Source organism: Pengzhenrongella phosphoraccumulans (genome assembly GCF_045689905.1).
Classification (GTDB): domain Bacteria; phylum Actinomycetota; class Actinomycetes; order Actinomycetales; family Cellulomonadaceae; genus Pengzhenrongella; species Pengzhenrongella phosphoraccumulans.
Genome location: NZ_CP144210.1, coordinates 4,163,876 through 4,179,067 on the forward strand (window position 1 = coordinate 4,163,876; position 15,192 = coordinate 4,179,067).

Consider the following 15,192-nt stretch of genomic DNA (forward strand, 5'->3'; position numbering starts at 1 on the left):
CCTGGGATCTGACGACCGTCCCAGCCCCGGACTCGAGGAGCGCGCCATGTCCGATCCCGCACGCGATCGGTTCCAGACCGAGCCGCAGGCCCCGATCGGGGCGGAACGCCGACGGGTCCAGGCCCTTGGCCAGCTCGCCGACGGGCTCCGCAACGGTGGCGAGTGGCGCCTGTGGGGGCCGTACCTGAGCGAGCGCCAATGGGGCACCGTGCGCGAGGACTACAGCGCGAAGGGCGACGCCTGGGAGTACCTGCCGCACGACCACGCCCGGTCGCGCGCCTACCGCTGGGGCGAGGACGGCATGGCCGGCTTCAGCGACGTGGAGCAGCGGCTCTGCCTCGGCCTGTCGCTGTGGAACGGGCGGGACCCGATCCTCAAGGAGCGGATGTTCGGCTTGGCCGGTCCCGAGGGAAACCACGGCGAGGATGTCAAGGACTACTGGTGGTTCCTCGACTCGGTGCCCAGCCACGCCTGGAACCGGTGGCGCTACCACTACCCCCGGTCGGCGTTCCCGTACGAGGACCTGGTGGTGACGAACGGGGGACGGAGCAGGACCGAGCCCGAGTACGAGCTGCTGGACACCGGTGCGTTCGACGACGGCATGTGGATCGTCGAGGTCGACTACGCGAAGGCCGATCCGCAGGATCTGCTGATGACGGTCCGGGTCACGAACGACAGTGCTCAGACCGACACGCTGCACGTGCTGCCGACCGTGTGGTTCCGCAACACGTGGTCCTGGGACGTCGGTGCCCCGAAGCCGAGCCTGCGCGGCGGCCCCGGGAGCACGATCGCCATCGACCACCCGTTCTTGGGGCCGCTCGAGCTGTGTGCCGGCGTCGGCCCGGACGGCGCCGCGCCCACGCCGTTGTTCTGCGACAACGAGACCAATGTTGCGCGCCTCTACGGTGCGGCGCCGACGTCCGCCTACCCGAAGGACGCCATCAACGACCACGTCGTCGACGGGCGCCCGACCGTCAATCCCGACCTCGAAGGGACCAAGGCGTCCTGGTGGTACCGGGTCGAGGTCGCACCGGGGCAGACGATCGAGCTCAAGCTCCGGCTCGGGCCGGCCAGGGGTGGCTCCCGTGGCGCGGCCGGCACGGCGGCCGCGCGCGCCGCGCTGCTCGGGACCGCGTTCGACGAGGTGGCCGCGCTCCGTCTGCGGGAGGCCGACGAGTTCTACGCGGACCTCGCCCCGGCCGACGCCGACGACGACGAGCGCTCGGTCATGCGCCAGGCGTTCGCCGGGATGCTGTGGTCCAAGCAGCTGTACGCCTACGACGTGCGGCGATGGCTCGACGGCGACCCGACACAGCCGGTCCCACCCGTCGAGCGGCGATCGGGCCGCAACACCCGGTGGACCAACTTCGACGCGTTCGACCTCATGTCGATGCCCGACCCGTGGGAGTACCCCTGGTTCGCGGCGTGGGATCTCGCGTTCCACGCGGTCGTGCTCGCGCACATCGACCCCAGCTTCGCCAAGTACCAGCTCCTCCTGCTGTGCCGCGAGTGGTTCCAGCACCCCGATGGGGCGCTGCCCGCCTACGAGTGGGACTTCGGCGACGTGAACCCCCCGGTGCAGGCGTGGGCGGCGCTGGAGGTGTTCGCGATCGACGGCGGCGACGACCTCGACTTCTTGAGCCGGATCTTCGACAAGCTCCTGATCAACTTCACCTGGTGGGTCAACCGCGAGGACGCCGACGGGTCGAACCTGTTCGAGGCCGGATTCCTCGGCCTGGACAACCTGGGGCCGCTCGACCGGTCGCACCTTCCTCCGGGCGCCCGCCTCGAGCAGTCGGACGCGACCGGGTGGATGGCCTTCTACGCGCTCTCGATGGCGAGCATCGCGCGCATCCTGAGCAAGTCCGGATACCGGCCGACCTCCGACCTGGTGCTGAAGTTCCTCGAGCACTTCTCCGCGATCAGGCAGGCGATGGACGACCTGCCGAGCGATCTCGACGACGGCCTGTTCGAGGACACGCTGATCACCCCGAGCGGCATCCGGATCCCGATGAACGTGCGGTCCATGGTGGGGATCATCCCGCTGCTCGCGGGCGCGGTGGTCGATGAGGAGCATGTCGATCGCTCCCAGCTCCTGGGCAAGCGGTTCGCCCGGTGGGCGGCGGAGCTGGGTGGTCCCGAGCGGCTCACGGCGGAGGGCCTCCTCGCCGGCGCGAGCGGTGAGCGTCGGCTGCTGCTCACGGTCATCGACCCGGATCGACTGCGGTCGGTGCTCCGCCTGCTGTTCGACGAGGCCGAGTTCCTCTCCCCGTACGGGCTTCGGGCACTGTCCGCCAGATACCGGGGCGACCCGTTCGAGATCGACCTCGACGGGGTTCGGGCGACCATCGACTACGAGCCGGCGGAGTCGACCACCGCGATGTTCGGGGGGAACTCGAACTGGCGCGGCCCGGTGTGGTTCCCGCTGAACTACCTCGTCATCAGCGCGCTCGAGCGGTACCACCACTTCTTCGGTGACGGCCTGACCGTCGAGTACCCGACCGGGTCGGGCACCCTCCGCACGCTGGACGTCATCGCCGCCGACCTGCGCCGCCGCCTGATCTCGCTGTTCACGGTCGGTGCCGACGGGCGCCGGGCCAGCTACGGAGGGGTCGAGGTCTTCCAGACCGACCCGGCCTGGCGAGACAACCTCACCTTCAACGAGTACTTCAACGGCGACAACGGCGCCGGGCTGGGCGCGACGCACCAGACCGGTTGGACGGGACTCGTCGCCGACCTGATCCGGGGGCGACCCGGATCCGGTATCTACGCCACCGCCGACCTGCCGCGTGTGCTCGACGAACGGAGATCATCATGACCACCACGACCAGATCGTCCGGGCGCCCGTCCGTCGATGAGGACCCGAGGCGCCGCCGTCGGCCCGGCCGCGCCTACCCGCTCGGAGCCACGGTCGGCGAGGCGCCGGACGGGACCCCGGGCACCAACTTCGCGGTGAGCTCCGGGGTCGCCGACGCGATGGTGCTCTGCCTGTTCGACAAGGACGGGGCCGAGACCCAGATCCCGCTGGTCGATGTCGACGCCGGGGTCTGGCACGGCTTCATCGACGGTGTCGGCGCAGGCCAGCGGTACGGCTTCCGGGCCGACGGAGCGTTCGCCCCTGCCGGGGGGGTCCGCACGAACCCCGCGAAGCTGTTGCTCGACCCCTACGCCCGCGCCACCGAAGGTGACGTGGTCTTCGGCCCGGAGCTCCTCGACCATGATCCCGGGGACCCTGACCGCCCCAGCACGCTGGACTCCGCGAACCACGTGCCGTTCTCGCTCGTGGTCGACCCGGACTTCGACTGGCGCGGCGACCGGCGCCCGGAGCACGCGTTGGCCGACTCGATCATCTACGAGGTGCACGTCAAGGGCTTCACGATGACGCACCCGGGGGTCCCGCCCGAGCTGAGGGGGACCTACGCCGGTCTCGCGCACCCGGCCGCCCTGAGTCATCTCGTCGATCTCGGCATCACCACCGTCGAGCTGCTGCCCGTGCACCAGAGTGTGCCCGAGGAGTCGTTGCGGTCCCGCGGGCTGACCAACTACTGGGGCTACAACACGATCGGGTACTTCGCGCCGCAGGCCGGCTACTCGGCCGCCGCGCGCGCGCACCGGCCGGGTGGCCAGGTGGTCGAGTTCAAGGAGATGGTCCGCGCGTTGCACGCGGCTCACCTCGAGGTCGTGCTCGACGTCGTGTTCAACCACACCGCCGAGGGAGGTCCCGGTGGTCCGACGCTGTGCTTCCGCGGTCTGGACAACCCTGCCTACTACCGGCTCGACCCGGCCGATCCGCGCAAGTACGTCGACACGACCGGGTGCGGCAACTCCCTCAACGTCCACGACCAGGGCACCCTTCGCTTGATCATGGACTCGCTGCGGTACTGGGTCACCGAGATGCACGTGGACGGGTTCCGGTTCGATCTCGCCCCGACCCTGGCGCGGGAGGAGGGCGAGTTCGACAAGCTGGCGTCATTCTTTGACATCGTGCACCAGGACCCGGTGATCTCCCAGGTCAAGCTGATCGCCGAGCCCTGGGACGTGGGTCAGCCCGACAGCTACGACCTGGGCCGGTTCCCCCCGCTGTGGAGCGAGTGGAACGGCCGCTACCGCGACACGATGCGGGACTTCTGGCGACTCCAGGACCACGAACTAGGGGACTTTGCCACGAGGTTTGCCGGCTCGTCGGACCTGTTCCACACCTCCGACCGCCGCCCGACCGCGTCGATCAACCTCATCACGGTGCACGACGGCTTCACGTTGCTCGACCTGGTCTCCTACGACCGCAAGCACAACGAGTCCAACGGCGAGAACAACCGGGACGGCACGGACGACAACCGGTCCTGGAACGGCGGGGTCGAGGGGCCGACGGACGACCCCGAGGTGCTGCGTGGCCGGCAGCGCCGACAGCGGGCCCTGCTCACGACGCTCCTGCTGTCCTTCGGGGTGCCGATGCTCCTGGGTGGCGACGAGCTCGGCCGCTCCCAGCAGGGGAACAACAACGCCTACTGCCAGGACAACGAGCTCACGTGGTTCGACTGGTCCACGGTCGACCATGGGCTGCTGGCGTTCACTCGCAAGCTCGTGGCCCTGCGACAAGCGCATCCGGTGTTCCGCCGCCGGCGTTACCTCTCGGGCGTCGATCTCGCGGATCTGGCCTGGTTCACGCCCGCCGGGGACGCGATGGCGACCGCGGACTGGAACAACGCCCAGGCCCGCACGGTCACCGTGGCTCTGGACGGCGACGACGCGCCCGATCAGGCGAGCGACGGCTCGCGCCTGGTCGACGACGACTTCCTCGTCCTGGTCAACGGCTGGCGGGAACCGGTCGACTTCACGATCCCTCCGGAGCGGACCCACCAGCAGTGGTCGGTCGAGCTCGAGACCCTCCCCACGGGGGTCGAGCCCAACCAGGGGCTGGTCGGCGACGTCCTCACCGTCGGACCGGAGTCGGTCGTGATCCTGAGGTCACCGCTTCCCGGAAGCGACATCTCCTGACCGTGCGCCGTCGGTGGTCCGCCCGGCCGGCCGCTCATGGGGCAGGTCCCGGGTGAACGCGAGGGACGCCAGCGCGAGGAAGGCCGCAGCCAGGAGACCGGCCTTGAGCGAACCCAGCTGGGCCTGCTGGTAGTCCTCGACGAGCGCGTCGGTCGTGGCCGCGTCGAGACCGGCCTCCTGCGCGGCCGTGCGGATCGCGTCCGTCGAGACGAAGTCGATCCCGGACTCCACGGCGATGCTCACCTGCTGGGAGACCTCCGCGCTGATGCGTTCGTCATCGGTGATCTTCGTGACGAACGCACCCGACAGGCCCACCAGCACGATGGCGCCGATCAGGGCGATCCCGAGCGACGAGCCGAGTTGCTGCCCGGTGTACTGCAGTCCGCCCGCCTCGCCCCGGCCGGACGCGTCGACCGAGGACTGCACCACGTTGCCCAGCTGCGAGGCGATCAGGCCCATGCCGACGCCGAGCACCGCCATCGATGCGGCAAAGGCGCCGTCGGCCAGGTCGGGCTGGACGGTGGCCAGCAGGGCGATGACCGCCACGACGGTGACGGACAGGCCGGACCGCACGATCGAGCGCACCGGGTACCGCGACGAGAGCCGCGAACCGAGTGCGGACGCGATGAACATCGTGATCGAGACCGGGAGCATCTTGATGCCCGTCTGGAGCGCGTCGAGGCCGAGAACGAGCTGCAGGTACAGCGGGATGACGAAGAAGACACCCATGAGGATCAGGTTCTGGCTGAACAGGCAGGCGAGCCCCGAACGCAGGGGCGGGACCTGGAGCAGGTCGAGGTGCACCAGCGGGTCCGCCCCGGTCTCCTCCCGGTGGCGCTGCCACGTCACGAAGCCCCATGCCAGGGCACCTCCGAGGGCGATGACGAAGAGCGTCAGGGCGAACCCGAACGGCTCGATCGGGGAGTTCTTCGGGCGGACCCAGCCCCAGGTGCTCGACTGCAGCGTGCCGAGGACGATCGCACCGAGTGCGGTGGCCGACAGCGCGGTCCCGACCAGATCGAGGTGCGGAACCGGAAGATCCCGAGGAATGTCGGAGATCAGCCGGGACATCACGAGGATGAACAGCACGAGCACGACCTCGCCGACGAACACCACTCGCCAGCTCAGCTCGGTCGTCGCCCAGCCGCCCAGGATCGGGCCGACGGCGATCCCGGCGCCCGCGACGCCGCCGATCACCGCGTAGGCGATCTTGCGTTCCCGCCCCGCGAAGTTGCCGCTGATCAGGGCGGCCAGCGCGGGCAGCACGAGCGCGGCGCCGAGCCCCTCGAGGACCGACCAGCCGAGCGCGAGGACGAGAACGGTCGGTGCCGCAGCGGTCAGGGCCGACCCGACGCCATAGATCGCCAGGCCCACCATGAAGGCCCGGCGGCGGCCGATGATGTCGCCGATCTTGGCGCCTGTGAGCATGAACATCGCCATCACGAGGCAGTACAGGGTGATGACGGCCTGGATCGTCGTCACGGTCGTGTCGAAGTCCTTGACGAGCGTGCTGATCGAGACGTTCATGACGGACTGGTCGAGCACCATGACGAACTGTGCGGTGGCCAACGCCACCAGCGGCCACCAGCGCTTCATCGCGACCTCTTCCTCGGGACGGCGAACACATCGTGGGTAGGACGGCGGCAGTGCGACTCACCCGGCGCGGATGGTCCCGGGGGTGTCGCCCCGCAGTGCGATGCGCGCGAGCAGGGCGATCGTCGCGCCCATGGTTTCGGGCTGCGCCGCCGACGGCGATGCACCCGGGTGCTGCGGGGCGATGCGCACGCGCAGCACGGCTGGGCGCGACGTGAACCGCAGCGGCGGGTCGAGCAGGAGCGCCTCCCCGTCCACGCCCACCGGGACGGGGGCGGGAGCGTCGACCTCGAACTGGGTCGCCGACCACTGGTGCTCGAGAGCCGACAGCACCCCGCCGTTGCCGTCGCTCCGGCCCGGTGCGCTCTGGCCGTTCGTGCCGCCCAGAACCGCGATCCCCAGCTCCCCGGCGTCCAGCCGCGGGCGGGTGCCCGAGCCGATCGCGTGGCCGAGCCGGTAGGGGTTGTTCGAGACGAGGATCACGGCCGCCGCGCTGTGGCGTGCGCCCTCGGGATCGGACCACTGCAGCTCGCTGGCTTGCGTCGAGTCGCTGCCGAGGACGTCGGGTGCTGTGTCCAGGATCGTGCGCAGCTTCGCGTCGCGGTAGCCCTGGCGCTGCACGGCCTCGGCGTACAGGCCCAGGGAGACGTTGTTGACGAAGACCCGGCCGTTGACCTCGGCCAGGTCGATCCGGCGTTCGCCGCCGTCGACGAACGCGTCGAGGGCACCGACGACGTCGTCGCGGTCGACGCCGAGGTCGAGCGCGAAGTGGTTGCGGGTGCCCGCGGGGATGCACGCGAACGGGAGGTCGTGCTCGGCGGCGATGCTGGCGACGAGCGCCTGCGTGCCGTCGCCGCCGGCCGCGGCGAGCCCGTCGGCCCCGGCGGCGACGGCGTCCCGGACCAGCGTGACAAGGTCGTCGCCCGGCGTGAGCTCGATGGGTTCGATCCCGCGCGCGCGGGCCTGGTCGGCGAGGTGATGCGTGACCGCCTTGCCCCCGCCCGACCGGGGGTTCCACACCATGATCGGGTGGCTCGGCCGCGGCGCGGGAGGAAGGGTGGCGTGGACGGTGAGGGCTGCCTTCGCGGCGGCGAGCCCCGCCACGAGCAGGCCGACGGCGATCAGCCCCTCGAGGATCACGCCACCGGCGACGAGCACGACGACGGCGGCGACGATCAACCCCGCGGCGGCGACCAGCGCGACCGTCCGGCCGGTGCCACGACGGCGGATCGCCATCCAGGCCACCAGGACCGCGAGGACCAGCAGGGCGACGACGACGAGCCCGCGCGGGAAGTCTCGCCATGCGGTGACGAGGGTGAGCGCCGCCGCGGCCGCGACGAGCAGCAGGGCTGCGGCGGCCTGCCAACGCCGCCGCGTCACGACGGGCCCCGATGCGCGGGCCCTGGGGTGGGTGCGAGGTCAGGTGTTCTCGGGAGCATTCCAGTCTCCTTCGGTCTGGGCGCGGAACGCCTCGACGGCGACGTCGAGGGTGGGGTAGAAGCGGTCCGGCGCGAGGGGTCGGGTCAGCCGGTAGCGCTCGAGCTTGGACCGGACGGGGTCCTTCATCTCGGCGAAGACCAGCAGCACGCCGCGGGCCGACAGGTCCTCGTCGAGCTCCTCGAGCACGTCGGCGGCCGTGGTGTCGACATCGGTGATCGGCTCGGCCGCCACGACGATCCACCGCGGGCGGGGATCGTCGTGGGCGAGCGAGCGGATCTCCTCGCGGAAGCTCCGTGCGTTGGCGAAGAAGAGCGGCGCGTCGAACCGGTACAGCACGAGCCCGTCGAGCTGGCGGGCCTGGGGGTAGTTCGTCACATCGTGGTACCCGGGTACCCCGTCGACCCGACCGAGCCGGGTCTGGTACGGCCACCAGGCCCGGCGGAACACGTTGAGGATCGACAGCGCGACGGCGACGGCGATGCCGGGGAGCACCCCGAGCAGCGCGACGCCGAGAAACGCAGCCAGCGAGATGGAGAACTCGATCCGCCGCTGGTGCCACAGCCGGACGGTGCCGGCGATGTCCGCGAGCGAGAGCGCCGCGGCCATGACCACCGCGGCCAGGGTGGGCTGCGGGAGGTTCTGGAGCAACCCGGGGACGAGCAGCAGGATCACGGCGATCGCGGCGGCGCCGACCACGCCGGTCAGCTGGGTCTTCGCTCCCGACTGCTCGGCGACCGCCGTGCGCGAGCCGCTCGTGCTCACGGGGAATCCCTGGAAGAGCCCGGCGGCCAGGTTCGCGGCGCCGATGCCGATCATCTCCTGGTTGGCCCTGACCTGCTGGCCGCTGCGGGCCGCGAACGCCGTCGCGGTCGAGATCGTGTCCGTCAACGACACCAGGGCGATCCCGAACGCCCCGACGGCGAGCAGGGCCAGATCGGATGCCGACACGCTCGGGATGGTGAAGGAGGGGAAGCCTTGGGGGAGCGGGCCGACGAGGGCAACCCCCCGGTCGGCGAGATTGAGCACGGTCGCGGCGACGATCGAGAGCACGACCGCGACCAGCACGGCCGGGATCTTCGGCAGCCATCGCTGCAGGACGACGATGAGCACGAGGCCGGCCGCGCCGATCGCCAGCGCGGCCGGGACGGTCTCGCCGTTCGCGACCCCGTCGATGAATCCGGTCACCTCCGAGATGAGGCTGTCGGCATCCACCGAGAACCCGAAGAGCTTCGGGAGCTGGCCGACGAGAATCGTCAGCGACAGCCCGTTCATGTAGCCGATTCGCGTGGGCTTGGACAGCAGGTCGGCGATCAGCCCGAGCCGCGCGGCCCCGGCCAGGACCATGAACGCGCCCACGAACAGCGCGAGCACCGAGGCGAGCGCGACCGCCGTCGCCGGGTCCCCGTTCGCGCCGGCCAGCGGGAGGATCGTGGCGGCGATCATCGGGCCCAGTGCCGAGTCGGGGCCGAGGACCAGCACCCGCGACGGGCCGAAGATGGCGTAGCCGATCAGGCACAAGATCGAGGTGTACAGCCCGGTGACCGGGGGAAGCCCGGCGAGCTCCGCGTAGGCCATGCCCTGCGGCACGAGCAGGGCGGTCAGGACGAGTCCCGCGACCACGTCCTTGGGCAGCCAGGCTCGCTCGTAGGTGCGCAGGACGTCGATCCCGGGCACGACGGCGGCCATCAGCGCGGGCCCGGATCTCAGAACGGGGTCGGGATGTGACGCAGGGGAAGGTCGGGCTCGCGGTAGCCCCCCGGCCGCTGGCGCTTGGGGAAGGTGATGTCTCGTTCCGGGAGCCGCTCGTAGGGCACCTGGCTCAGGAGGTGGCTGATGACGTTCAGCCGCGCGCGCTTCTTGTCGTCGGCGTGCGCGATGTACCAGGGCGCCCAGGCAGTGTCGCTGGCAAGCAGCATCGCGTCCCTCGCTCGCGAGTAGTCGTACCACCGGCTGTAGGAGAGCAGGTCCATGTCGGACAGCTTCCAGATCTTGCGGGGATCGTGGACCCGGTCCTTGAGCCGGCGCGACTGCTCGTCGGCGCTGACCTCGAGCCAGTACTTGATCAGGAGGATCCCGGAGTCGACCATCGCCTTCTCGACACCCGGGACGGCGTCGAGGAAGTTGGTGGCCTGGCGCTCGGTGCAGAAACCCATGACGCGCTCGACGCCGGCCCGGTTGTACCAGCTGCGGTCGAAGATCATGACCTCGCCGGCCGCGGGCAGGTGCGGCATGTAGCGCTGGAAGTACATCTGCGACTTCTCGCGTTCGGTCGGGGCCGGTAGGGCCACCACGTGGAAGACCCGGGGGCTCACGCGCTCGGTGATGCGTTTGATCGTGCCGCCCTTGCCGGCCGTGTCCCGGCCCTCGAACACGATGCACACCTTCGCGCCCGTCGTCTTGACCCATTCCTGCATCTCGACGAGCCCAGCCTGGAGGGTTGCGAGCTCGGCCTCGTAGGCCTTGCGCTTCATCTTCTCCGGACCCACGTCGGGTTGTGCCGCCGCGCTCTTCGCCTTCGCCATGGTGTTCACCTCGGTAGGTCCCAGCGTCCGGATGCGCATCGGGCGGTGGGTTGCCCGACGAGGGCGTCGAGCACCCCCACGCCCACTCCTATCACCGCGCGACACCGACGGCGACCGGGCCGGTTCCGGTCGTGCCGACCGACCGAATCCACCCGGCTCTGTGATGATGCTCGGGTGCCAGTCGTGGTCCACCTCTCCGATCTGCACTTCGGCGCGCACCGCGACGAGCTCGTCGAGTCCGTCCTCGTCGACGTCGCCGAGCAGCGGCCGGACCTCGTGGTCATCTCGGGGGACTGGACCCAGCGGGCGCGCCGGGCGCAGTTCCGCAGGGCGCAGGAGTTCCTCGCCGAGGTGCGGGGCCCGGTGCTCACCGTCGTGGGCAACCACGACCTTCCGCTGTTCGATCTGGCGCGGCGACTTGTGGCACCGACCCGCCGGTACGAGCGGTACATCACGCCCGAGCTGACCCCGGTCGCCGTCGTTCCCGGTGTGGTCGGCGTCGGCCTGGCCACGATGCCCCGGTGGCGTTGGAAGTCCGGACGCGTGTCGCAGCGGCAGGCGGACCTGGTCCGGGACGCCTGGGACGACTGCGCGCCCGGGGCATGGCGGCTGCTGGTGAGCCATCACCCCGTGCTCCCCGCGGGCCTGGCCGGCGTTCTTGGCCGCCGGCGGCTCGTCGGAGCGTGCGCCGGCGCCGGGGTGGCGATCCTGCTGTCGGGCCACACCCACGTGCCCTCGACCGGTCTCGTGACGCTCGAGGCGACGGGCGTCCGACGTCGGGCACTGTCGGTCGTGGCAGGGACGGTGACGAGCACGCGCACGCGAGGGACGCCGAACGCCTACGCCGTGCTGCACCTGGACGCCCGGATGGAGGTGGGCGCCACCCTGGCCGTCGAGGTGCGCGAACCGGCCGGACCGGGGTGGGCCACGGCGCGGGTCGCGCGGTTCCGGTACGCGGCCGACGGCGTCGTCGTCGCCTGATCTGACCCGCTCCCGGGGCGGATCCCGAAATAGTGTTTATGCTCTAACCATGTTGCGCACACCGACCACCAGCGGGGCTCGACGCACCCGCGACAAGATCCTCGACGCGGCGCTCGAGCTGTTCAACGAGCGCGGGACCGCTGCCGTCACCACGAACCACGTGGCCGCTCACGCCGGCATCAGTCCAGGCAACCTCTACTACTGGTTCAGCGACAAGGACGAGATCGTCCGAGAGCTCTACGCGCGGCTGGTCGGCGCGTACGAGGAGATGTGGAGCGCCGACGCGCGAGGTCTGGTGGACCTGGGCCCCGAGGATCTCCTGAGCCGGCTGGCCGCCGGCGCCGTGCTCTCGCGCCGCTACGCCTTCCTGGGTCGCGAGCTGCTCGGGCTGCTCCACGGCGACGCGGCGCTCGCGGGGGAGTACGGCGCCGTCCGGGCGCGCCGCACCGCCGCCTTCATGGCCCTGGCGCATCGTTGGCGCGACGCGGGGGTGCTCCGCCCCCTCGATGATCAAGGCCTCGCGGACCTGATCCAGGCACTGTGGGTGATCGCCGAGACCTGGTTGGCGGTGGGCGAGCTGGACGGCACGTACCGGGAGGCCGAGGACGGTGAGCGGCTCCTGCGGGTCGTGCTCGATCCGTACCTGGTGCACGGGGATTGCCAGGCCTAGCGCCTGGGCGCGTGCTCCCTCTGCCCTGACTAGAGTTATCACTCTAATTAGAGTAGATTACCTAGCGGGAGGTCGGTCGAGCCCGTCAACAGGCGAGAGCACCCCGACCCGAGGTCAGGCAAAGGGGAACCGTGGTGGAGATGAACTCGCAGGCGCAGCGGCAGGCCGACGAGCCCGGGGCCGATGGGTCGGCTCGCACCGACGCGGCGGGCCGGGGGATAGGCCGACGGGGGTTCCTCGGGATGGTCGGCATCGGGGTCGGAACGCTCGCCGTGGCCGGTGCGGCGGGCCTGACCTGGAAGGCCGTCGACGGCGGGGTGTTCGCGACCGGAACAGGACCGGCCTACGCCGCCTGGGACGCGCTCGGCGCGTCGACCGGGCGGCCCCTGGGGCTGGTGAACGCCGCGATCCTGGCCGCCAATGCCCACAACACCCAGCCGTGGCGGTTCCGGGTGGCGGACGACCGGATCGACCTGTTCGCCGACCTCACCCGCACCATCGGTGCGATGGATCCGCTGAGCCGTGAGCTTGACCTCACCCTGGGGTGCGCCCTGGAGAATCTGGTCCTGGCCGGCGGCGCCCACGCTCTGGCGCCCACCGTGTCGCTGCTGCCGGATGCGAGCGACCCCACCCACATCGCCCGCATCGACCTGACCGCGACGGACGCTCCCGCGTCCCCGCTCTACGCAGCCATCGCGCGCCGGCACACCGATCGCGGCGCGTACGACACCCGAACGGTCGCCCAGTCGCGGCTCGATGAGCTGGGCGCGCTCGTCGACGTTCCCGGCGCCGAGCTCGTGTGGTTCACCTCCGACGGCGCCAAGGCGGCGTTCGGCGACCTCACCCTCCGCGCGACGCAGGCGATCATCGCCGACCGTCAGCAGTCCGCCGACGACTACGTCTGGTACCGCAGCGGTTGGGACGAGATCCAGTCGAAGAAGGACGGCATCACCATCGACCCGTCCGGGCAGACCCCCCTGATCCGCGCCCTGTCCAAGCTTGTCCCGGTCACCCAGGAGCAGAACAACGACGGCTGGCTCAAGGGGATGCGCACGATCCAGATCCCGACGGCGGCCGCGTTCGGGGCGATCGTGGTCCGTGACCCGGCCGAGCGTCGCGGTCGGATCGCCGTCGGACGCAGCTGGCAGCGACTGCACCTGTCCGCGACCGTCGCCGGCCTGGCGGTGCAACCGCTGTGCCAGATCCCCGAGCGCATCGACCGCGAACAGTCCGCCGGGCTGCCTGCCGACTTCAGTACCGCGATGGCGGCACTGCTGCCCAGTGGCACCCACCCGCTCATGACGTTCCGCATCGGGTACCCGACCCGCACCGCGCTGCGCAGCCCCCGGCGCCCGGCGCGCGACGTCGTCCTCGTGTGACCCGACCGGACCCGACCGAAGGAGCTCCATCATGAATCTCACCCTGAAGCGGCGCTGGCTCGCCGGTCTGACGGCGATCGTCGCCGCGTCCTACGCCGTCGTCGGCCTGGCGGGTCAGGGGGCCGTCCGACCCGTTGGGGTCCTGGGCGGTGCGGCGATCCTCGCTTCCCTCGCACTGGCCGGCCGATCGCGCCCTGCGGCCGTCGCCGTGCTCCTGCTCGGCGTGGTCCCGCTGGCCGTGCTGACCTGGTGGAGCATCGCCACGCCGGTCTTGGCGATCTGCTGCCTCGTCGTCGGGTGGCCGCGTGCGGGTGGTGGGCCGGCCGACAACACCATCGGCTCGCCCCGGCCCCGAGGGGTCCTGGGCGAGCCGGTGGGGTGAGGAACGCCGGGCGGCTGCGGAGCTACTCCGCAGCCGCGAACATCACGAAGATGGGCGGGATGGTCGTCACGACGCCGATCGCGACCAGGACGAGGGCGATCACCAGCGCCTTGGTGACGTCGAAGCTCTTCGTGCGCAGCGCGACGTGCAGCCCAGCCCAGGACGCGAGCCACACGATCACCGTGAAGACCGCCTTGCCCGACAGGCCCCCGACTCCCTCGTTGAGGGTGGCGAGAGTTTTGAAGCTCGCGCTCGCCTCGGCGAGGATCGTGAAGAACCCCAGCATGAACGCGCCGATACCGCCGGCGATGATCGCCGCAGCAACGGGGCCGTCGGGCTTGTCCTGGACCGCGAGCTCGTCAAGGCTGACGGATGTGGTCGCCAAGTTCGTTGTCATGTCAATCTCCCTTACAGGACCGGTGAGGTCTTGGTGATCAAAGCCCCGAGCCCGCCGGCCACAGCCGCGAACCCAAAAGCCAGGACAAAGAGCACCAGGGCGGCTTTGCGGGCACGCTCGTGCTTGATGAGCCGAACGCCGTAGTAGACGACGATGAAAGCGACGACCGTGGCAAGAACGGGGCTGATCCAGGCGATGTGCTCTTTCCACTCCATACCGAAGGAGTGCCACTGCGACGTAGCCGGGTCAGCGGTGAGGATCGACTTGGCGCTCTCCGGGTCCTTGGCGCGGTACCAGGGGTAGATGACCCAGGTGCCCGTGATGACGGTGCCCCAGGCGGCCACGGCCATGGCCACGACGCCCACCTTGAGTCGCAGCACGCGATCGCGCACACCCGCTGCCGTGAGCAGCTGCGGTCGCAGGCTGTACAAGCCCTCGAGCCCGCCAGCAAATCCGAGCAAGAAGATAACTCCGAAGATCATGCCGTGGACCAATGTCCAGGTCTCACGATTCGTGAGCGTCACCTTGCCACCACCTTCCATTAGATGCGACTACGGCGGGCGAGTTTCACCCGTTGAAAGATCGTGTTTTACGCGTGCGCGGCCCACATCGACGGTGCGATCATTGGCGGCGCATTCGACCTGCACCCATTTTCTTTCACGGCAGGAGAATGCACATCGGCACTTTCCCCGGATCTGGTCGGTAGTTCTACCGCCGGCCCCGTCGGTGGAATCACCTACACGTGGTGGCCAGGCGGACCCTCGAGACGTACCTGGTGCGGGCGTATCTTGGACAAACGGCGGTCTCGGCGCAGGCTGAGGAATACGCGCGAG

At 70.4% G+C, this 15,192-nt stretch carries 12 protein-coding genes; 6 read left to right on the forward strand and 6 right to left on the reverse strand.

Going from position 1 to position 15,192, the window contains the following annotated elements:
- The first annotated feature begins 46 nt into the window (after positions 1-46).
- Together VTA80_RS19235 and glgX are read left to right on the forward strand one after the other, a co-directional pair.
- Positions 47-2,818 carry an MGH1-like glycoside hydrolase domain-containing protein gene (locus tag VTA80_RS19235; RefSeq protein ID WP_407342680.1) on the forward strand — a complete coding sequence of 924 codons (2,772 nt, stop codon included), beginning with the start codon at positions 47-49 and terminating at the stop codon, positions 2,816-2,818.
- Positions 2,815-4,995 carry a glycogen debranching protein GlgX gene (glgX, locus tag VTA80_RS19240; protein ID WP_407342681.1) on the forward strand — a complete coding sequence of 727 codons (2,181 nt, stop codon included), beginning with the start codon at positions 2,815-2,817 and terminating at the stop codon, positions 4,993-4,995. The genes VTA80_RS19235 and glgX overlap by 4 nt, the downstream gene beginning before the upstream one ends.
- Here the strand turns inward: glgX and VTA80_RS19245 are convergent.
- The 4 genes from VTA80_RS19245 to ppk2 are packed head-to-tail and all read right to left on the reverse strand — an operon-like array spanning position 4,966 to position 10,550.
- Positions 4,966-6,591 carry an MFS transporter gene (locus tag VTA80_RS19245; protein WP_407342682.1) on the reverse strand — a complete coding sequence of 542 codons (1,626 nt, stop codon included), beginning with the start codon at positions 6,589-6,591 and terminating at the stop codon, positions 4,966-4,968. The genes glgX and VTA80_RS19245 overlap by 30 nt on opposite strands.
- A 57-nt stretch (positions 6,592-6,648) precedes the next feature.
- Entirely contained in the window at positions 6,649-7,968 is a 1,320-nt protein-coding gene (locus VTA80_RS19250; protein ID WP_407342683.1) for a diacylglycerol/lipid kinase family protein, read from the reverse strand.
- 39 nt (positions 7,969-8,007) lie between these two features.
- Entirely contained in the window at positions 8,008-9,714 is a 1,707-nt protein-coding gene (locus VTA80_RS19255) for a SulP family inorganic anion transporter (RefSeq protein ID WP_407342684.1), read from the reverse strand.
- Between the two features lie 17 nt (positions 9,715-9,731).
- On the reverse strand, positions 9,732-10,550 hold the full coding sequence (gene ppk2 / locus VTA80_RS19260) for a polyphosphate kinase 2 (RefSeq protein ID WP_407342685.1): 819 nt from the start codon (positions 10,548-10,550) through the stop codon (positions 9,732-9,734).
- Between the two features lie 174 nt (positions 10,551-10,724).
- Between ppk2 and VTA80_RS19265 the strand changes: the two genes are divergently transcribed.
- From VTA80_RS19265 to VTA80_RS19280, 4 genes are all read left to right on the forward strand, one after another.
- Complete coding sequence (locus VTA80_RS19265) at positions 10,725-11,531, forward strand: metallophosphoesterase family protein (RefSeq protein WP_407342686.1); 807 nt, start codon at positions 10,725-10,727, stop codon at positions 11,529-11,531.
- A 49-nt stretch (positions 11,532-11,580) separates the two neighbouring features.
- A complete protein-coding gene (locus VTA80_RS19270) occupies positions 11,581-12,201 on the forward strand; it encodes a TetR/AcrR family transcriptional regulator (RefSeq protein WP_407342687.1) in 621 nt (206 codons plus the stop codon).
- Positions 12,202-12,341: 140 nt separating this feature from the next.
- A complete protein-coding gene (locus VTA80_RS19275) occupies positions 12,342-13,580 on the forward strand; it encodes an Acg family FMN-binding oxidoreductase (protein ID WP_407342688.1) in 1,239 nt (412 codons plus the stop codon).
- A 31-nt stretch (positions 13,581-13,611) separates the two neighbouring features.
- Entirely contained in the window at positions 13,612-13,962 is a 351-nt protein-coding gene (locus tag VTA80_RS19280; protein ID WP_407342689.1) for a hypothetical protein, read from the forward strand.
- A 22-nt stretch (positions 13,963-13,984) separates the two neighbouring features.
- On the opposite strand, the gene VTA80_RS19285 is transcribed toward VTA80_RS19280, so the two are convergent.
- Entirely contained in the window at positions 13,985-14,359 is a 375-nt protein-coding gene (locus VTA80_RS19285) for a hypothetical protein (protein ID WP_407342690.1), read from the reverse strand.
- Positions 14,360-14,370: 11 nt separating this feature from the next.
- Positions 14,371-14,841 carry a hypothetical protein gene (locus VTA80_RS19290; RefSeq protein ID WP_407342691.1) on the reverse strand — a complete coding sequence of 157 codons (471 nt, stop codon included), beginning with the start codon at positions 14,839-14,841 and terminating at the stop codon, positions 14,371-14,373.
- Positions 14,842-15,192: the final 351 nt, after the last annotated feature.

Coding starts and splice junctions, on each gene's coding strand:
- VTA80_RS19245 (WP_407342682.1), bottom strand. CDS start 6,591: ATGAAGCGCTGGTGGCCGCTGGTGGCGTTGGCCACCGCACAGTTCGTC.
- glgX (WP_407342681.1), top strand. CDS start 2,815: ATGACCACCACGACCAGATCGTCCGGGCGCCCGTCCGTCGATGAGGAC.
- VTA80_RS19275 (WP_407342688.1), top strand. CDS start 12,342: ATGAACTCGCAGGCGCAGCGGCAGGCCGACGAGCCCGGGGCCGATGGG.
- VTA80_RS19290 (WP_407342691.1), bottom strand. CDS start 14,841: ATGATCTTCGGAGTTATCTTCTTGCTCGGATTTGCTGGCGGGCTCGAG.
- VTA80_RS19270 (WP_407342687.1), top strand. CDS start 11,581: ATGTTGCGCACACCGACCACCAGCGGGGCTCGACGCACCCGCGACAAG.
- VTA80_RS19255 (WP_407342684.1), bottom strand. CDS start 9,714: ATGGCCGCCGTCGTGCCCGGGATCGACGTCCTGCGCACCTACGAGCGA.
- ppk2 (WP_407342685.1), bottom strand. CDS start 10,550: ATGGCGAAGGCGAAGAGCGCGGCGGCACAACCCGACGTGGGTCCGGAG.
- VTA80_RS19280 (WP_407342689.1), top strand. CDS start 13,612: ATGAATCTCACCCTGAAGCGGCGCTGGCTCGCCGGTCTGACGGCGATC.
- VTA80_RS19285 (WP_407342690.1), bottom strand. CDS start 14,359: ATGACAACGAACTTGGCGACCACATCCGTCAGCCTTGACGAGCTCGCG.
- VTA80_RS19235 (WP_407342680.1), top strand. CDS start 47: ATGTCCGATCCCGCACGCGATCGGTTCCAGACCGAGCCGCAGGCCCCG.